At 53.7% G+C, this 19,244-nt stretch carries 17 protein-coding genes; 8 read left to right on the top strand and 9 right to left on the bottom strand.

Annotated elements, in window-relative coordinates:
* The 7 genes from L6H70_RS16920 to L6H70_RS16890 form a co-directional block, all read left to right on the top strand.
* The coding region (locus tag L6H70_RS16920; RefSeq protein ID WP_236335061.1) for an NAD(P)-dependent oxidoreductase at positions 1-1,324 on the top strand (1,324 nt) is incomplete at its 5' end.
* A 69-nt stretch (positions 1,325-1,393) separates the two neighbouring features.
* Positions 1,394-2,683 carry an NAD-dependent dihydropyrimidine dehydrogenase subunit PreA gene (gene preA, locus L6H70_RS16915; protein WP_236335060.1) on the top strand — a complete coding sequence of 430 codons (1,290 nt, stop codon included), beginning with the start codon at positions 1,394-1,396 and terminating at the stop codon, positions 2,681-2,683.
* Position 2,684: 1 nt separating this feature from the next.
* Entirely contained in the window at positions 2,685-4,112 is a 1,428-nt protein-coding gene (hydA, locus tag L6H70_RS16910) for a dihydropyrimidinase (RefSeq protein ID WP_236335059.1), read from the top strand.
* Between the two features lies 1 nt (position 4,113).
* Positions 4,114-4,353: a hypothetical protein gene (locus L6H70_RS16905; protein ID WP_236335058.1), complete on the top strand. Its 240-nt coding sequence runs from the start codon at positions 4,114-4,116 to the stop codon at positions 4,351-4,353.
* Positions 4,354-4,589: 236 nt separating this feature from the next.
* Positions 4,590-5,372: a methionine ABC transporter ATP-binding protein gene (locus L6H70_RS16900; RefSeq protein ID WP_236335057.1), complete on the top strand. Its 783-nt coding sequence runs from the start codon at positions 4,590-4,592 to the stop codon at positions 5,370-5,372.
* A complete protein-coding gene (locus tag L6H70_RS16895) occupies positions 5,369-6,037 on the top strand; it encodes a methionine ABC transporter permease (protein ID WP_236335056.1) in 669 nt (222 codons plus the stop codon). Before L6H70_RS16900 ends, L6H70_RS16895 begins: the two co-directional genes overlap by 4 nt.
* Positions 6,038-6,152: 115 nt before the next feature.
* Entirely contained in the window at positions 6,153-7,007 is an 855-nt protein-coding gene (locus L6H70_RS16890) for a MetQ/NlpA family ABC transporter substrate-binding protein (RefSeq protein ID WP_236335055.1), read from the top strand.
* Positions 7,008-7,075: 68 nt separating this feature from the next.
* On the opposite strand, the gene L6H70_RS16885 is transcribed toward L6H70_RS16890, so the two are convergent.
* A complete protein-coding gene (locus L6H70_RS16885; protein WP_236335054.1) occupies positions 7,076-7,591 on the bottom strand; it encodes a GNAT family N-acetyltransferase in 516 nt (171 codons plus the stop codon).
* Between the two features lie 237 nt (positions 7,592-7,828).
* Between L6H70_RS16885 and L6H70_RS16880 the strand changes: the two genes are divergently transcribed.
* Positions 7,829-8,443: a TVP38/TMEM64 family protein gene (locus tag L6H70_RS16880; protein WP_236335053.1), complete on the top strand. Its 615-nt coding sequence runs from the start codon at positions 7,829-7,831 to the stop codon at positions 8,441-8,443.
* 12 nt (positions 8,444-8,455) lie between these two features.
* On the opposite strand, the gene L6H70_RS16875 is transcribed toward L6H70_RS16880, so the two are convergent.
* From L6H70_RS16875 to L6H70_RS16840, 8 genes are all read right to left on the bottom strand, one after another.
* Positions 8,456-9,967: an aminotransferase class V-fold PLP-dependent enzyme gene (locus L6H70_RS16875; protein WP_236335052.1), complete on the bottom strand. Its 1,512-nt coding sequence runs from the start codon at positions 9,965-9,967 to the stop codon at positions 8,456-8,458.
* Positions 9,968-10,123: 156 nt separating this feature from the next.
* Positions 10,124-10,600 carry a DsrE/DsrF/DrsH-like family protein gene (locus tag L6H70_RS16870; protein WP_054942370.1) on the bottom strand — a complete coding sequence of 159 codons (477 nt, stop codon included), beginning with the start codon at positions 10,598-10,600 and terminating at the stop codon, positions 10,124-10,126.
* Between the two features lie 181 nt (positions 10,601-10,781).
* A complete protein-coding gene (locus L6H70_RS16865) occupies positions 10,782-12,068 on the bottom strand; it encodes a glycoside hydrolase family 27 protein (RefSeq protein WP_236335051.1) in 1,287 nt (428 codons plus the stop codon).
* A 141-nt stretch (positions 12,069-12,209) separates the two neighbouring features.
* Complete coding sequence (locus L6H70_RS16860) at positions 12,210-13,094, bottom strand: helix-turn-helix transcriptional regulator (protein ID WP_236335050.1); 885 nt, start codon at positions 13,092-13,094, stop codon at positions 12,210-12,212.
* A gap of 90 nt (positions 13,095-13,184) precedes the next feature.
* Positions 13,185-13,538, bottom strand: coding sequence for a hypothetical protein (locus L6H70_RS16855; RefSeq protein WP_236335049.1), 354 nt, complete (start codon positions 13,536-13,538; stop codon positions 13,185-13,187).
* Positions 13,539-13,626: 88 nt separating this feature from the next.
* Positions 13,627-15,771: a bifunctional diguanylate cyclase/phosphodiesterase gene (locus L6H70_RS16850; protein WP_236335048.1), complete on the bottom strand. Its 2,145-nt coding sequence runs from the start codon at positions 15,769-15,771 to the stop codon at positions 13,627-13,629.
* A gap of 259 nt (positions 15,772-16,030) precedes the next feature.
* The gene (locus L6H70_RS16845) at positions 16,031-16,654 is read right to left on the bottom strand and encodes an acetate uptake transporter (protein ID WP_236335047.1); all 624 of its coding nucleotides are present in this window, start codon (positions 16,652-16,654) and stop codon (positions 16,031-16,033) included.
* Between the two features lie 120 nt (positions 16,655-16,774).
* The gene (locus L6H70_RS16840) at positions 16,775-19,141 is read right to left on the bottom strand and encodes an EAL domain-containing protein (RefSeq protein WP_236335046.1); all 2,367 of its coding nucleotides are present in this window, start codon (positions 19,139-19,141) and stop codon (positions 16,775-16,777) included.
* Positions 19,142-19,244: the final 103 nt, after the last annotated feature.

Genomic DNA, 19,244 nt, shown 5'->3' with positions numbered 1-19,244 from the left:
GCCCGGGCTCAGCCGCAAAGGTGCAATTGAGGAATCCAACCGCTGCCTCTATTGTTATGATGCGCCCTGCATTAAAGCCTGCCCGACCAGCATCAATATTCCTTCCTTTATTAAGCGGATTGCCACCGATAATCTGAAGGGCTCGGCCCAGACCATCATGGATTCCAACCCTGTGGGGGCCAGCTGCGCACGTGTCTGCCCGACCGAGGAGCTATGCGAAGGCGCCTGTGTGCTGAACGATGCTTCGGCGCCGATTCAAATCGGACTGCTGCAGCGTTATGCTACCGACTGGGCGATTAACAGCGGAGTCCAGTTGTTTAAGGCCGGTGTGCCGAACGGCAAAAAGGTCGCTGTAATCGGCGGCGGTCCTGCAGGCTTGTCCGCAGCCAGAGAGCTGGCGCGCGAAGGCTTTGCTGTAGTGATCTATGAGGCCAAGCAGCTTGCCGGAGGACTGGATACACACGGGATCGTTTCATTCCGGCTGCCGCAGTCCATCTCGCTGTGGGAAGTAGAGCAGGTAGAGAAGCTGGGCGTTGAGATCCGTACCGGGGTAAAGGTTGGGGTTGACGTTGCGGTAGAGGAGCTCAAAGCGGAGTACGATGCGATTGTACTGGCAGCAGGAATGGGGTATGTTCCTCCGCTGGGGATCGAAGGCGAGAAGCTGTCCGGTGTATACGATGCTATAGAGCTCGTGGAGACCACGAAGACGGGTATCCCGACACTGGAGCTGATGGGCCAGCGTGTTGCGGTCATTGGTGCAGGGAACACCGCGATCGATGCTGCGACCTGCTCCATGCGGCTGGGGGCAGCGAATGTGAAGATGGTCTACCGCCGCACCCGGAGCGAGATGACGGCCTACGACTTTGAATATGAATTCGCCAAGCAGGAGGGCGTGGAGTTCAATTGGCTGACGCTGCCGAAGCGGATTGTCGGCGATGAGCTTGGCAATGTGACTGGGCTGGAATGTGTGCAGATGAAGCTGACCGGCGAGACCGGCAAAGACGGGCGCCTGACGCCAATGCCAATTGAAGGCTCGGAATTCGTAATGCCGGTCGATGCCGTAGTTGTGGCGATCGGGCAGAAACGGCGCATTGATCTGATCGAGGCGCTGGGTCTGGAGCACAATTGGGGTGTAGTGAAGATTGATGAGAAGACCGGCCGGACGTCTGATCCGCTGATTTTTGCGGCTGGGGATATTGTATTCGGCTCTGGCAAAGGTGAAGCGATGGTGGTGTCCGCGGCACAGCAGGGCAAGGATGCGGCCTATGCGATTGTGAAGCAATTATCGGGGCTGCAGGACAGCGTAGTAGGCTCCGCGGTATAACCGGGAGTATGTGAGCAGCACGGGCCCGGCTGGTTTAGGCGGACTTCATATGACAGGGAGGGAATATCAATGGCAGATTTGAGTATTGATCTTGCAGGAATTAAGTCACCCAATCCGTTCTGGCTGGCCTCTGCGCCGCCTACCAATACAGGTTATCAAGTGCAGCGGGCCTTCGAGGCCGGCTGGGGAGGGGCGGTCTGGAAGACGCTGGGCGAACCGGTCATTAACACCTCGTCCCGGTTTGCAGCAGTGCACTTTAATGGACAACGGGTAGCGGGCTTTAACAACATAGAGCTGATTACGGACCGTCCGCTGGAAGTGAACCTGAAGGAAATCTATGAGACGAAGAAGAGATTTCCGAATCATGCGATTATTGCCTCCCTGATGGTAGAACCGAAGCAGGAAAAGTGGCATGAGATCGTCAAACGGGTGGAAGCGGTCGGTGTAGACGGGCTGGAGCTCAACTTCGGCTGTCCGCACGGCATGGCCGAGCGCGGAATGGGTGCGGCCTCCGGACAGCAGCCTGATCTGGTGCAGGCGCAGACGACCTGGGTGAAGGAAGTGGCGACCACGCCGGTTATCGTGAAGCTGACCCCGAATATTACCGACATTACGGTCGTTGCCCGGCATGCGGTTAAAGGCGGTGCGGACGCGATCAGCCTGATCAATACGATTAACAGTCTGGCAGGAGTGGATATTCACAGCTGGAACACGATTCCAAATGTCGGCGGCCAAGGCGCGCATGGCGGTTATTGCGGTCCGGCGGTGAAGCCGATTGCCCTGAGCATGGTGGCCGAATGCGCCCGGGACCGCGGCGTAGGTGTCCCTATCTCCGGGATCGGCGGCATTTCCACCTGGCAGGACGTGGTCGAATTCATGCTGATGGGTTCCACCGGCATTCAGGTCTGTACGGCGGTAATGCATCACGGCTTCCGGATCGTTGAAGAAATGATCGACGGCCTGAACAATTATCTGGATGACAAGGGTCTGGCTTCGGTAACGGAGCTGATTGGTAAATCAGTGCCTAAATACTCCAACTGGGGTGATCTGGACCTTAACTATAAGGTGGTTGCCCGGATTAACGAAGACAACTGCATTAACTGTAATAAATGCCATATTGCCTGCGAGGATGCCTCGCATCAGTGTATCGATATGTTGACCAATTCCGATGGTAAGGCGATTCTGCAGGTGCGTGAGGAAGACTGCGTAGGCTGTAATCTGTGCTCCATTGTCTGTCCGGCGGACGGCGCCATTGATATGGTCGCCCTGGATAGCGGCGTGGCGCCGATGACCTGGAATCAGCGGAATCAAGTGATCAGCGGCTTGAACGGCTCATATTCGGAAGCGGAGGTAGTTTAGGATGAAAAAGATCATCAAAAACGGCATTATCGTTACCGCAGCGGACACTTATGCAGCAGACGTTCTGATCGAGGACGGGATTGTGGCCGGAATCGGCTTGAATCTGGAAGCCCCGGATGCTGAAATCGTAGACGCCTCCGGCTGTTATGTATTTCCCGGGGGAATTGATCCCCACACCCATCTCGACATGCCCTTTGGCGGAACTGTCACCGCAGATGATTTTGAGAGCGGAACGATTGCGGCCGCCTACGGCGGCACGACAACCATTATTGATTTCTGCCTGACCACCAAGGGCCAGCCGCTGCAGAACGCCGTGGATACCTGGCATAACAAATCGCAGGATAAGGCGGTCATTGACTACAGCTTCCACCTGATGGTCTCGGAGCTGAACGACAAGGTGCTCGCAGAGCTGCCGCAGATTATTGAAGACGAGGGCATTACCTCGCTGAAGGTATTCATGGCGTACAAGAACACCTTCCAGGCTGATGACGGCGTGCTGTTCAAGACGCTGCAGGCCGCCAAGCGGGAAGGCGCGCTCGTCATGGTTCATGCGGAGAACGGTGATGTGATTGAATATCTGGTGGAGCAGGCTCTCGCAGCCGGCAACACGGATCCGATCTACCATGCGCTGACCCGGCCTCCGGAGCTGGAGGGTGAAGCGACCGGCCGGGCTGCTTATTTGACAGAGTTGACCGATTCCCAGCTCTATGTCGTGCACGTGACCTGTGCCGAAGCTGCCTGGAAAATCGCCGAAGCCCGCAAAAAGGGGCTGCGCGTCTACGGAGAGACCTGTCCGCAGTATCTGGTGCTGGATCAGACAGCACTAGAAAAACCGGATTTCGAAGGTGCCAAATATGTCTGGTCTCCGCCGCTGCGCGAGCAGTGGAACCAGGATGTGCTGTGGGATGCGCTGTGGAGCGGCACGCTGCAAACCATCGGCTCCGACCAGTGCTCGTTCGATTTCAAGGGACAGAAGGACCTTGGCCTCGGCGATTTCTCCAAGATCCCGAACGGCGGGCCGACCATTGAGGACCGCTTCAGCCTGCTCTACTCCGAAGGCGTGCAGAAGGGCCGGATCTCGCTCAATAAATTCGTGGATATCATCTCCACCTCCAGCGCCAAGCTGTTCGGTTTATTCCCGCAAAAGGGAACGATCGCCATCGGCAGCGACGCCGATATTGTCATTTTCGATCCATCCGTGGAAAGAACCATCTCAGCTGAAACCCATCATATGAACGTCGATTATAATGCGTTTGAAGGCTTCGAAATTAAGGGCGAGCCGGTCTCTGTACTCAGCCGCGGCGAATATGTTATCCGTGACAAACAGTTCGTCGGCCAGGCAGGCTCCGGTAAATACCTGCACCGTAAACGGTTCGAAGCGGAAGCGGCACGTCCGGTCAAAGCGGAAATCAGCGGAGGAGTGGTCTAGCATGTCAGCATTCGAAGAGTTCGACCAAGAGCGGCGGGCAATTGACACGCTGCTGGAACAAGGCTACCAAGTGATCCGTATCGCGGAGGACCTGGACGGGGCCAGAGTTACCTTCACTCACGGCGGTCCGGGACAAAGCCCGGTGGAGCTGCTGCTGCTGACAGCAGATGCGCGCAAGCATGTGACAACGGTAGTTTTTGCCGGGAGAAAGCCGGCTGCGCCGATAGAAACGGTTATTTAAGTGAATCCTACCAAACCAAAGGGCTGTGATCTTCGGATCGCGGCCCTTTGGCATGACTGGGATGTAAAGATTAGGATTGACAGTTTTTTAAGGGTGTACTATATTAATCCCATGGATTTAATCGGAATATAACAGGGTCGACCAGTAAACTGGAGATCAGGCTTTACCGTCTATGCGGTAGCGGCTTGATCTTTTTTTGTTGTTCATCTTGGCTGGAGTAGGGGGCGAATGGATCGATGATTGCAGTGAAGCATTTGAATAAAAGCTATGCGACGCGTGCCGGGCAGGTGTCTGCACTGCAGGATATTAATCTTCATATCGAAAAAGGTGAGATCTTCGGCATTATCGGAGCAAGTGGCGCTGGGAAATCCACGCTGATCCGCTGTCTCAACCTTCTGGAGCGGCCTGATACGGGCAGTGTTGAGGTGGGAGGAGTAGCGATTACGGATCTGAAGGGCAAGCAGCTGCGGCTGGCCCGCCGCCGAATCGGCATGATCTTTCAGCAGTTTAATCTGCTGGAAGCCAAGACGGTATACGGGAATGTGGCGTTCCCGCTCCGGGTAGCCGGGTTCTCCAAGCCTGAAACGAAGCGGCGTGTGGCAGAAATTCTGGAGCTGGTAGGGTTAAGCGACAAAGCGGATGTGTATCCGTCGCAGCTCAGCGGCGGCCAGAAACAGCGGGTTGGAATTGCACGCGCGCTTGCCGTGGAGCCGGCTGTGCTGCTCTCCGATGAAGCCACCTCGGCGCTGGACCCGCAGACGACGCATTCAATTCTGGAATTGCTGCAGGATATTAACCGTAAGCTGCAGATTACTATCGTCTTAATCACACATGAAATGGATGTGCTGCGGCATATCTGCGACAATGCTGCGGTAATTGAAGGCGGGCGGATCGTGGAGAGCGGACCGGTAGAGCAGTTGTTCTACCGGCCGGAGAGTGAGACGGCGAAGCAGTTTGTGAATATATTCAATTACTACAAAGACGGAAACACTCAGGAGAAGGCGGTAATTATGCGATGAAGGAAGATATGGTTGAACTGCTGTGGACCGGGCTGCAGCAGACCTTGTATATGGTGGCCTGGTCCTCTGTATTTGCACTTTTGCTCGGTTCGCTGCTGGGTGTGACTCTGGTGGTCACTGAGAAGGGAGGTGTCCTGCCCGCTCCCCGGGTTAACGGGTTGCTCAGTACGGCGATTAACGGAGTCCGCTCTATTCCTTTCATTATTCTGATCGTACTGCTGCTCCCGCTGTCGCGGCTGATTGTCGGCACCTCGCTTGGACCTACGGCAGCGATTGTCTCCCTGTCCATCGGGGCGGCACCGTTCCTTGGCAGAATTATCGAGAGCTCGCTGCGGGAGGTGGAGCCGGGTAAGATTGAAGCAGCCAAGTCCGTGGGTGCACATCCCTTTACAATTATTGCGCAGGTCATCATTCCTGAGGCGCTGCCTGCACTGGTGCGCGGCATGACTATAGCAGTCATCTCGATCACGGAATTTACGGCGGTGGCCGGGGCCATCGGTGCCGGTGGGCTGGGCAGTCTGGCGATCCGCTTTGGTTACCAGCGTTTCCGGACAGATATTCTAATCGGTACCGTACTGCTAATTATACTGATTGTTCAGATCCTGCAGTGGACGGGCGACTATGTTTCCCGGGCTATCGACAGGAAGCGCTGTAAGAGCGAATAAGACGGATGGGGCATTAGTGAGCAGAATTACATAATTCATATAACATGGGTAATAACGCTATACAGGGTAACGATGTTTTAAAAAATATAGATTCTAAGAAGGGGTAGGGATGAGGATGAAGAAACAGGGGAGCCTGCTTGTCGCAGTGATGATTGTTCTGGCGGGGGTGCTGTCAGGCTGCGGTGCAGACAAGAACAATGATGAGGCAAAGGCGGCTGCAGAAGGGAATTCCAGCGGAAATGCCGGCAAGGAGATTACACTTAAGGTGGGGGCGGCTGCTGTGCCGCATGCGGAGATTCTGGAGTTCATCAAACCGAAGCTGAAGGAAGAGGGCATTAACCTGGAGATTGTCACACTGGATGACGAGGGCCAGCTAAACCCGGCATTACAGGAGAAGCAGATAGATGCCAATTATTTTCAGCATGTGCCTTATCTGGATTCGATCAAGGAGGAAAAGGGGTATGATTTCGCCGTAACGGCCAAGGTGCATGTAGAGCCCATCGGATTCTACTCCGAGAAGCTGAAATCCGCAGAAGAGCTGCCGGATGGGGCCAAAATCGGCATCCCGAACAATCCTTCGAATGAATACAGAGCACTTGTACTGCTGCAGCAGCAGGGACTGATTAAACTGAAGGATGGTTTAACTACCTATGAGGCCACGCCTAAGGATATTGCTGAGAACCCGCATAATTTGGAGTTCGTTGAGGCCGATTCTGCTACTCTCCCGCGAGCGCTGCCTGATTTGGATGGTGCAGTCATCAATACCAATATAGTGCTGGAATCTGGGATTGATCCGAAGTCGGCCCTGTTCCGTGAGGACGCCAATTCACCGTATGCCAATGTCATTGTCGTCCGCAGCGGAGATGAGAACCGGGATGAGATTAAGAAACTGGATGAAGCGCTGACCAGTCCGGATGTGAAGCAATTCATTGAGGACAAATACGGCGTGGCTGTAGTTCCGGCATTTTAAAGTTCAAATATAGGCAGACTGCCGGTTGCGGACGCGCTGATGCGTGGACGCAGCCGGCAGTTTTTTATTTATACCAGCTTCTGCCTGCGCTCCATATACTCCTGGTGCAGAACCGACATAATCAGCAGCGTCTCAAAAATGTCACCCCGTTTAATGGATTCGCGGAGTGCACCGTCCACCTTGAAGCCTGCCCCTTCATACACATGCCGTGCTCTGGAATTCAGCTCATTAACGTCCAGCCATAGCCGGTGCGTCTCTGTATGCGTGAAGATCCATTCTGTGAGCAGTGCGAGTAACCTTTTGCCGTATCCGCGGCCCTGGACATGAACGACAATCCGCATAATGCAGACGGTCAAATTGGGATCCTGCAGTCCCGTGATAATCACGTAGCCAGCCGGTTGGCCGGACTTCTCCTGAAGGATCAGATGCATCATATCTTCATCCGTGATGGCTGCAGCGTGCTTGTCCCTCGTCCATTGTCCAATGTAGCGGCGGTTGTTTTCATCCTGCTCCGCAGCCAGCACGAAGTCGAGATCCTGCCCGGTGGTCAGCCGTAAATCGATCAGCTCTGATTGTATGAACATCCAATTTTCCCCCTTTGTTGTCAGTCAATATAAAACACGGTACATGAGGGAAATAGAACTGGCAACCCTAAAAGACACTCCGGCGTCCGGATATTGGAATGAAAGGAGGCCCGAGCTGGCCCGTTTCCGCCGGGTATGTTCTGGCGGGGTCTTTTCAGCGTGGCTTAACAGAATTATTGTATAATTGAGAAGAGTAGGATGGGTGAAATTCGGAGTGTGATGAGGAGAGAGTAATCGATGTACTTGCTGGACGTGATGTCATGGCTGACAGAGGAGCGGCTCCGGCTGTTGCTGGAACAATACCGCACACTCGGGCCGCTGCCCGGAATCGGGCTGACGTTTATGAAATCATTCGTTCCGCCGCTGCCTACTATTGCAATAGTAGGTTTAAACGGGGCGGTTTACGGTTTATGGCTTGGCTTTTTATATTCATGGATCGGGCTGGTGGCGGGCTGTGTGACGACCTTCCTGATTATCCGCAAAATCGCTTCCCACCCGTATCTGCAGAAGTGGGCCGGGCGGCCGAAAGTAGCCAAGAGCATGACCTGGGTCCGGCAGAGCGGATTCAGCTATGTTTTTCTGCTTAGTCTGTTTCCGGTCGGCCCGTTTGTGGTCATTAATATGGCCGCCGGACTTGCCGGCATGCGTCTGCGTTCTTATCTGCTTGCGCTCTGTGCCGGCAAAGCGATTATGGTATTCGCAGTCTCCTATATCGGGAATGATGTAGACCGGTTTATCCGCAATCCATGGGAAGTTATCTATGTGCTGCTATTCATCGGTGTCTCCTTATGGTGTGTCAAGGCGATAGAGGCCCGGTTTGCCCGGGCGGCGAAAGAGGACGGGGCAGCCTAAGCGAGTGACCCGCTATACCCTAAACAGCCGGCTGACCGCTTGTTCTGTCTCTAATTGTCCGGAGTTATGGAGCCAGCTGTTCGTAGCGGCGTTATAGCAGTAATCAAGGCTCCATTCCGCGATATGGCTGACAATGCCCTGCACTGCCGTTATCATCCGGTCCACCTCGCGGGCAGTCATAATGGGATGCAGGGAGAGGCGGACCCAGCCGGGCTTCGAAGACTGGTCACCGGCATGGAGTGCCTGAATGATCTGCTCGGACTGATTGTGGCCAAGTCCCAGCAGATAGTGTCCATAAGGGCCGGCACAGGAACAGCCCCCGCGGGCCTGAATCCCAAAGCGGTCATTCAGCAGCTGGACGGCCAGATTGTAATGGATATCCTGCAGTGTAAACGACACGATACCATGGCGCTCCGTCTGCTCGCCGGCCAGTATGGAGCAGCCGGGAATCCGTGCGAGTCCGGACAAGAGCTGGCGGCACAGCTCCTGTTCCCGCAGCCTCATCAACCCCCCGAAGCCGTTCATCTGCTCCTTCAGCTTCAGGCATAGCGCTGTACGAAAAGCCTGGAGGAACCCTGGTGTGCCCCCGTCCTCACGGACCTCTACCTCATCTATGTAACGGCGTCCTCCCCATGGGTCGACCCAGACAACGGTGCCCCCGCCCGGTTCATCGGGCAGTCTGCCGCTGCAGAGCGCAGCATCGAACAGCAGCACTCCATTCGTGCCGGGGCCGCCGAGAAATTTGTGAGGGGAGAAAAAAACAGCATCGAGCTTCTCCAGCGGAGAGGAGGGGTGCATATCGATATCCTCATAAGGGGCGCTGGCGGCAAAATCCACAAAGCATACTCCGCCGTGGCGGTGCATGGCGGCAGCAAGCTTAGCGTAGGGGGTCTGAATCCCCGTTACGTTGGAGCAGGCGGTGAAGGAGCCGATCTTATAGCGGCGGTTCCGGTGGAGACGGAGCAGATCCTCAAGCGCATGCAAATCGATGTTGCCGTCCGCTCCGGCCGGTACCGTAACCACATCGCCTATCCCCTCCTGCCAAGGCAGCAGATTAGAGTGATGCTCCATATGGCTGGTGAAGATCACCGGACGTTCCTCCGGGGTACAGCGGAAATTCCGGCGCTGCCATTCCGGCAGCTTCAGGCCCATCAGCCGCTGCAGCTTGTTGATCGCACCGGTCGTGCCGTTACCGCAGAAGAGCAGGACATCTTCCGGTCCCGCGTGTACATGCTTTCTTATAATATTTCGTGCCTCGGTATAGGCCAGGGTCATGGTCAGCCCGGTAGTATTCGACTCGGTATGCGGATTGCTCACATAAGGGCCGAATACCTCCTGTACGGTTCGTTCAATCGGCTCGTATAAGCGGCCGCTGGCTGTCCAGTCGGCATAAAGCAGCGGTTGCCGTCCATAAGGCGTAGTGATTTGATGCCGGATGCCGATGGTGTGCTCCCGGAAAGCAGCGAAATGTGCCTCAAGTGAAGCCGGCGCCTCTTCTGAAAAGGCATGGTTGATGCTTAGCACAGACAATCCCTCCAGCCGGTTAGTTCTCGCAGACACGGGTACTGGTAACGAAGAAAACAGGCGATAAGGAGTATCGCCGCATCCTTTTTCACACAGCGGTGTCTTCCTGGCTCAGTATATGCCCGGCGGAGGGAATAGGTTAAAGCCCATCAGCTCTTATATGAACAGCTGCATATCACTTTCCAGCGCATCCTTCAGATAAGCGGAGGCATCTATAATCTCAACCTCCGGCAGGAATTCCTCCGGCTTGAACCCCATAATCTCTACAGACAGCTTGCAGGCGTAGAATTTGATGTTCTTTTTGCGGGCGCCCTTAAGAAAATGAATCAGCTTCGGCGCGTTATTGTCCTCCATCATTTCCTCCAGCATCATCCGTCCCAGGCCGCTGAAATTCATCCGTGAGAGCGGCAGCTGCTGCGGGCCTTTCGGGGTAATGACGTCCATCAGCTTCTCATAGATCGTTTTGTCCTCCAGCGTCATTTTTTCTGGATCCCGAACCAGAAATAATCCCCAGAAGGCGAAAAACATCGTAACCTCCACCTCAATATCCCGTGCCGCATTGGCCAGAATCAGCCCCGCCATCGCCTTGTCGTATTCACCGCTGAACATCAGCAGGTTCAATTTCTTAGCCATCTCTGCATTCCTCCGTCATCTCGTAGAATGTAATTAGTATGGTTGTGGCGGCGAGAAGTATGCCTGCTGTCACAAAGATGTACCGGGAGAGAACGGGCGGCTTAATACATTAACTTATCGTTGATATAAAAAAAGGCAAGCTTCCTCTTCACGGGAAGCTTGCCGCTTACGTAAACCTAATCTAACACGGCTGCAGGCGGTATAACACCGCGCCGTGCGGAGCAACTACGCTAGCCAAACCGTCCCCGGTAAGCGGCACTTCTTCTCCGCTCCACAGCTCCTTGACGGACAGCGGGCCTTCCAGATTCAGCACTGCCAGCTGCACGGAGACTGTTTGCGCCGCTTCGCCTGTATTGAACAGCGCAATGTACTTCACGCCGCCGGTACCCTCCGCCGACCATACAACCCGGTCGTTCTCACGGCTGACGAGCCGGGCGCCGGTGCTGTTGCTGTGCATATCCAATACATCACTGTTAGTCAGCAAGCCCAGGGTCCATTCGTCATTGTCGCGCAGCTCCCCGCCGAAGAACAGTGGAGAACGGAAGATGCTCCACAAGGTCATCATCGTAGTCTGTTCGTCTCGTGTAAACCGCGTCCAGCGGTCTGCCCCGCCGCCGTCTACCGAGCGGATGCCGATATGGCCGAGCGGCAGCATATCGCAGTCCGGCCAGCTACCGTCCCCGGCTTTGCCCTGCCAGCGCTCGCAGCGGTCGAACATATCCAGCAGCAGCTCCCAGTGATCCCAGAAGTCATCGGTGATCCGCCACATATTGGCGTGCCCGCCGAAGAAGTCGGCGTACTCTACCGGTGCCGGTCCGGGCGAGAGGCTGAGCACCATCGGGCGGCCGCAATGCTCAATCGCGTTATGGATCAGTGCGATCTCCGGCTGGTGGGTATCGTATAGTCTTGACGCTGCGATATCATCGACTTTCACGAAGTCTACACCCCACTCGGCGTACAGCTCGAACAGCGAGTTGTAATAAGCCTGTGCGCCTTCCGCAGCGGCATCAACCCCGTACATATCCGTATTCCAGGGACAGATCGAGTTCTGATGGGCAATATCGCGGGCGGTAGCCTGGGAGCCTTTGATAGCGGATGCCGCATGAGCGGCTTGCCTTGGAATGCCGCGCATAATGTGAATCCCGAATTTCAGGCCCAGGCTATGCACGTAATCCGATAACGGGCGGAAGCCCTGCCCGCCTTCAGCTGAGGGGAAGCGGTTCACGGCCGGCATCAGCCGGGAGTATTCATCCATCTCCAGCGGAACAAAGGCCCGGTACTGTGAGGAAACGGCTCCCGGCTCATACCACTGAATATCTACAACGACATATTCCCAGCCGAATTGCTGTAAATTCGCCGCCATATATTCGGCATTCCCGCGGATTTCCTGCTCGGTAACGGCTGCCCCGTAGCAGTCCCAGCTGTTCCAGCCCATCGGCGGTGTCTTGGCATACTGTAAATGATTCATTAAGATGTCGTCTCCTTAAAGCCCCTTAACCGGAGCGATAAAATAAAGTTGCTGTTATAGAGACATCATAATTCCTTTGTACATACAGTTCTACAGTAATATAGGCATATGAATAGCACTAAATTGCTGTTTGCACAGGTTCTAATCAAAAAACAGGCGGTTATAGTGCAGACTGCCGCTCCCGGAACGGAAAGCGCCAGGTGTTTGTCCGGTCAGCTTCTGAAAGACCTTAATGAAATAGCTGCCTGAGGAGTATCCGAGCTCGGCAGCAATGGCTTCAATGCTCCGGTCGGTGGTTCTCAGCAGTTCTACCGCATGCCGGGTCCGCACCCGGTTTAAATATTCATTCGGGGTCACACCGACATGTTTGCTAAAGATGCGGAGCAGATGGAATTTAGATAGTCCCACCTGCTCGGCCAGCTGTTCCTGGCCAATCATCGAATGGTAGTGTGCTTCGATGAAGCTGACGGATTGCCGGACTGCCGGCGGCCATTCCGCCGTATGATGCGGTCCGCTTGCGGCCAGCCGGCCCAGCTCCATCAAGAACTGGTAGAGCAGTGAAGAAGCGATATACGGGTCGGTTATTTTGCCGTCATGAGCTTCACGGGCGATGTCGCGCAGCAGGCGGATCGGAATACTTCCCGGGTCAATGGCCGGAGCAGGGCCGAGCTTGGACTTGATGTCTTCCCACAGCGGCAGGGCCAGCTGCGGCCGGAACAGGATGAAGTAGAACTCCCAGGGCACCGCTCCGCCGGGATGGTAGTACCGGTGGTTGCCGGGAATTTCAGCCAGGAAGCCTCTTCCGGGGCCGATCCTGAAGCTCTCGCGTTCCGTATCGAATATGCCTGTGCCCTCTGTCGTATATTGAAAAAGCAGCAGCGGTCCGTCACTGCGCTCCATTCCGTTCCAGGAATACGCCGGACTCGTCTCCAATTGATGTCCCACGGCGAAGAGGCTGAGCAGCGGCAGCCGCTCAGGCTCATTGAAACGGAACCCGTAGACCCCGTAACTGTGGTCATGTTTCACGATACCCCTCCTGACGGTCGTCCCTGATTAGTAAAAAAGCTCCCCTAAGGGAGCTTGAGATGGTGTGGTCTAAGGCCTGGGCCATGCGGTTTATTCGCCCGGGGTATCCTGCCCGGAGGAATCTGCTTCAGGCGGACGGCGCATGTCATAATACCGGGCAGCCCACCAGACACTGCCGGTAAACAGCACGATCAGCCCCAGGATGATTGCAAACCGCCAGTCGCCGGCCTTGAAATTCAATTGGAGGACGGTCAGCACCAGTGCAACCTGAGTCCACACCAGAGTTCTTTTACGGAAAGCGGTAATATTTCCTTCCATCTTCGGCATGCCGCGGATAATCCGGTAGGCGAGAATAGCAAGAATCAGCGCAAAGACGGCTGTTCCGATTAATTCTGAGGTGGAAAACGCATTCATTTTCTCGAAATCCTTTCGGTTTAACATCATGTTCTTGTTTATTATAGCGGTCCGCAGCAGTTTTACCAAGCGCGGGCCGCATTTTTGAGAATCAAAGTTCAGGATAGCCGGGAGCTGCTCAGGAAGCCAGCTTGATGATCTCCTCTGCCGGCAGCGGAGGGAAGAAGTAGAAGCCCTGAATATGCGGGCAATCGTGTTTGACCAGGAACTCCAGCTGTTCGACGGTCTCGACGCCTTCTGCAATCAGATCATAGCCCAGCTGCGAAGCGACAAACACAATCGACTTGATAATCGTCTCGTCAATCGAGCTGATGCCGATGCCGGTAATGAAGGTTCGGTCAATCTTGATCTTGTTGACAGGGAAATGCTTCAGGTAATTGAGCGATGAATATTTAGTACCGAAATCATCAATAGAAACGATAATTCCATGGTCGCGCATCTGCTGAAGCAGCGGATAATGTTCTTCCAGCAGTGCCGTGCTTTCCGTGATCTCGAACTCTAGCACATTCGTGCCCAGCCCGTAATGATCAAGCACAGACAGCAGATTCTCGATCAGGTTGCGGTTATAGAACCAGCTGTTGGAGATGTTGATGGAAGTACGCAGCAGCGGTATACCCATATTTCTCCATTCGCAGAGCTGCCGGCAGACCTCGCGGAGCACCCAGTCTGTCAGCTGAATCATCAGGCCAGCTTCCTCTACGGCGGCGATGAAGGTACCGGGCCCGATCAGCCCCTTCTCCGGATGGTTCCAGCGGATCAGCGCCTCCATCCCGATCATTTTGCCGGTAACGGCGTTAATTTGCGGCTGGTAATGAAGCACGAACTCCTCACGCTCCAGCGCAGAGTGCAGATACTTGGCGATCATCGTCTTCTGTTCCAGCTTCTCGCGCAGCTCCCAGTCGAATATAAAGTAATTGCGGTCCTCCTGGGATTTCGCCTGGTACATCGACATATCAGCAAATTTCAGCAGATCGTCTTTATTGAGAGAGTGTTCGGGATACAGCGAGACTCCAATGCTTGTAGACAAGCTGAGGTGGGCACCGGCAATCAGCAGGGTCTCAGAGATCAATGCGCTGATTTGTCCGGCCAGCTTCGGAATCTCCTCCTGGGCCAGATCGGAGAATATCATGACGAACTCGTCGCCGCCGGTACGTGCGAACAGCTTGAAGGGCAGAGGGCTGTTTTTGAGCCTGCCCGCCAGTATTTTGATAACCTGATCGCCTGTAGAATGGCCGAGTGTATCATTGATTTCCTTAAACCGGTTCAAGTCGAAAAAGAACAATGTATAGGTCTGCGCCGGATCTGAACTTTGCAGGAGGCGCTCAAATTCATCCATAAAGTACAGCCGGTTTGGGATTTCAGTCAGGCTATCATAATGAGCGAGCTTCTCGTACAGCCGCTTGGAGACACGAAGATCACGGGTGCGGATATTAACCACACGCTCGAGTTCAATGTTAAACCGGCCCTGGTGCCAGAAGTAATATAGAATAAAGGCGAAAATAAGTAAAAATGCAATGTCAATCCAAAGGACGCTGCGGAACACTTCCCACTTTTTTTGTACCGGAAAAGGGGTCCCCATCAGCCAGTGCTGATTATACACTTCAATGGGAGCGGTAACCTGCTCGCCTGCTATTTTTGTATGATTGCTGAACAGCAGCGTGTGGTCCTGAGTCATTACATAGACCGGGGAATCCTGAAGCTGCAACTGCTCTGCGATGTCATCCGCCCGAACGGTAACCGAGACAATGCCGGCAAAAGTGTTTCCGTTATAAATAGCCTGTCTGATCACCATCCCGTAATCGCCCTGGGCGAGTGTCTTGGGACCGTCAATGGTAATGCCGCGTGAGCGGATCGTTTCTTGAATCATCCCGGGTGAGGACAGAACAGGATCGAGCAGCAGGCTTTTATTGAGAATGGAAGTATTGCCGGTGAGCGGATAGAGATAACGGATGGTTCCGCCCGGCGCGATCATGATATTCATAACCGTTTGACTTGAGTTGTTATAGGCGGTGATCAGGTACTGGTTAATAATAGAGGGCGTTGCATCAAACCCTACTGTTTGAATAAAGGAACTTACGCCTTTGACAATCGATACTTTCTCTTCAAGGTTCGATGTGAGTGTGACTGCATGTGAGGACAGATCGGCTTTTTCAGCCCGGTATTCCCGGTCTACCGATAAGGAGTAGTAATAGAACAGAGAGAGTTGCAGCGCGACTAAGAAGCCGAGGATGATCGTTAAAGGCTTTTTATTAATGAAAGCCATGAAGTGCCTCCGATATCAAAAAATTCAACATTATATTAGCAATTTGACCAAAAGTGGTTCCTGCCCACCGAAAAATGTCGAGATATGTCGTAGGTGTCTCTATAGCATGTCATTTTTAGCGTCATTGCGCAAGGGAAAACCTTATAGCGGGCGTGAAAAAAAGAAAAACGGATAGACACATTCCGCCAAAGGGCAGCTTGTGTTTATCCGTTGCTCTTGCAGGTGTTGCTTTATGGATTTTTACATAGGTTGCGTAGGTTTATTTCTTGAAAATACGCAGTGGTGCGCCGATCGGCAGGAAGGTGCGTCCGAAGTGAGCGTTAAGCACAGAAGCACCGCAGCCATAGAGTGAAACGATACCGATGGCCATTTCCGAAACGGCAGCCAGCTTGTGGAAGAACTCAGCAGCGACGCCGAAAGCATCCATAGACAAGCCGAGGAAGAGGAAGTCAATCAAGGTAAAGATGATCAGCAGTACCCGGTTGGCTTCGACAGCACCGAGGGTCATAAATAAGGTGAATACCAGATATCCCAGAAAAACAAATCCAAGCTGCTTGGGATCCACGCCTTCGGCCAGAACTGTACCGAATACGCCGAGCTTGATCAGCCAGCTTGCACCCATGCCGAACCAGAAGAAGGCATATGCGCCAAAAGCAGTCATGCCGAACGTGTTGTTGTGTTTGGCATCCTGAATGGAAGCGAACAGCTGGGCGAAGGCTCCGAGGAAGATGGCCCAAGGAATACAGTAGCTGAGACCTGTTGTAATTTCGAGCTTTTGTGAAGAAGCGACCAAGGTGACGATAGCAAGTCCGAATAAGCCGATGGCGCTGGGGTCGGCAGTGACGATTTTGACGGATTGCGTTGTTTGCGGTTGCGCTGACATAGCAATAAATGCCTCCAATTTTCAAAAGTGTTCGCATAGGATAACAGCACCCGGAGCGGGTGCTGTTATCAGCTTGCCTATCATATCATATCGTCAAGAGCTTGCCTATAAAAGAAGTAGTCATTTTTTGTCGTTAAACAGATAATTTTGTGATAAAAAAGTAGGGATATGGATGGCCCGGATCGGCTTGCTGATGAAGTAGCCCTGCAGCTCATCACTGCCGAGCCGGCGGAGCAGGTCAAACTGCTCCTGAAGCTCTATACCTTCGGAAACCACCTTCAATCCGAGGTTATGGCTCAGCTCAATAATGGAATTAACGAGTACGTCGCCCTGCGGCTCCAAGGTCATCTCGGAGATAAAGGAACGGTCGATCTTAATCACATCTACCGGGAAGCGGCGAAGGTAGCTTAGGGAAGAGAAGCCTGTACCGAAATCATCGAGGGAAATGCGGAACCCGCAGTTCCCCAACTCCTGTAAGGATAAGAGAATGTTGTCCCCTGAGACCAGCACGCTCTCCGTTATTTCCAGCTCCAGGCTGGAGCTTGGCAGCTTATACTCTTCAAGCAGCCCGAGCAGCAGCCCGCGCAGGTCTGACTGCATCAGCTGCACAGCAGAGATATTGACCGCTGCCGTCAGCTCAAGGCCGTTCTCACGGAAGCCCTGCAGGTCGGAGCAGACCTGCCTCAGCACCCAGCTGCCGATGTTTATAATGGAGCCGCTGGTTTCGGCGAGCGGGATGAACTCAGCGGGAGAGACAGGGCCGTAAGTGGGGCTGGTCCAGCGCAGCAAGGCTTCAAGCTTCGAGACCTTCAGGTTGTCTGAACTTAGAATCGGCTGGTAATGAACCTCGAATTCATCATTGTCTGCGGCGGACAGCAGCTGCTGGGACAAAGTTTTTCTGCGTCGGATGCTTTCCTCCAGAGCCTCCGAGTAGTGAAGGATACTGTTGCGGCCCGACTCCTTCACATGAAACATCGCCAGATCGGCCTGCTTGACCAGATAATCTGCGTCTCCGCCGTTCTCCGGATAAATGCTGACGCCGATGCTTGCGGTATTATAGAGTAAATGCCCCTGAATACGATGCGGCAGCGAGAGAGCCTCCTGTATTTGTGACAGCTGCATTGACATACTGGCGGCATCGGGAACGTCGGATAGCAGAATGGTGAATTCGTCACCGCCTAGCCGGGACACCACATCATTCCTGCCGATAACCCTGGAGATCCGTAAGGCAATTTCTTTGAGCATATCATCCCCGAAATCATGCCCCAGTGTATCGTTAACGGTCTTGAAATGATCCAAATCAATAAAGACCAGTACAATCTGTTTGCCGGCGCCTGATGCGGAGGCTATGGCTTCATTGAGCCTGTTGAAAAAAAGCGAGCGGTTTGGCAGCTGGGTCAGCGGATCGAGCATCGCCTGCTGCTGCAGCTCTGCCTGAGCCTGCTGCAGGGAATCTATCATCCGGTTGAATTCATGCTCGACATCGCCGAATTCATCCCTGCTTGAACTTCTGATTCTTATGGATAAATCTTTGCTGTTGCCGATAGCGCGGATATTCCTCATGAGTGCATACATTCTTCCCAGAATGAACCGTCTGACAAAAAGAAGGCTGGCTATGCACAATACCAGCGTGAAGGCAAAGAAGAAGCGCCTGAAGTTTAGAATCGACTCCATTCCGCTCTCATAAATCTGCCGCGGATGCTTAAGGGTAATCATCACTCCGGGATCGCCGAACAGGTCGTAGATCACGGTGTGAATCGACATCATCCGGCTGGAGCCGGAGCTCATCCAGACTGGCTGGCCCTGGCTTTCGGCAATTGTGCCTGAGGTGATGCGGGTCATCTGGAGTGAAGAGGTCGTTTCGTCCCAGATACGGGTCACTTCCTCCTGCTGCAGCATTCTTCCGGCGATTGCCGTCCCGATTACAGGCTTGTCTTTGTTGTTGTTAACTATAGGAGTAAGGGTAATCAGCATGGGGCCTTTATCCAGAAGGACTACGCCGGCCTTGCTGTCCTCTGCGCCCGAAAACTCCGGGAGCCTGCGGTTGATAAGATTAAATAGGGTGAGGTATTCAGATTTTAGCGGAGATACCTTGCCGGAGTCCGGATGATATTCGCCGCCATATAGCGGAAGTCCGGATGAATTCAGCAGGGCCATTATATCGAAATGATTAATTTCATAGGTTACCGGGCTGAAATTTCGGTTTAGATAGGCTTGGCCGATTGGATCCGCACGCCCAGCTGGCGCAGCCGATTCCATGAACTGATAGGTTTCATCCCAGATCGAATATTTTAGCAGGCCTGTCTTCATATTCATCAGCTCGCTCTGATAAGAAGAGACTACATCATCCATCTTGTCCCTTAATGCTTCTTGATCCAGCTTCTCGAAACGGTTCAACAGAATGAGGTGCAGGAGGAGATAGGTGACTCCTAATCCGAGCAGGGCTACAACACTTATGAAGATCATTATTTTTCTGCTCAGCTTCATGATGCTCCCCTTTTAGTAGTTATAGACTTTTATGGGAAATAAGTACCACCTAATCCAGTGTACCATGATTAGGTAATATTTTGCAGCGGATTTCTCTCCAAAG

Origin of the sequence: Paenibacillus auburnensis (assembly GCF_927798115.1) — a bacterium.
GTDB classification, from domain to species: Bacteria; Bacillota; Bacilli; order Paenibacillales; family Paenibacillaceae; genus Paenibacillus_AQ; species Paenibacillus_AQ auburnensis.
Note: the sequence above shows the minus strand (reverse complement) of the source record. Positions and strands in the feature narration are given on the sequence as shown.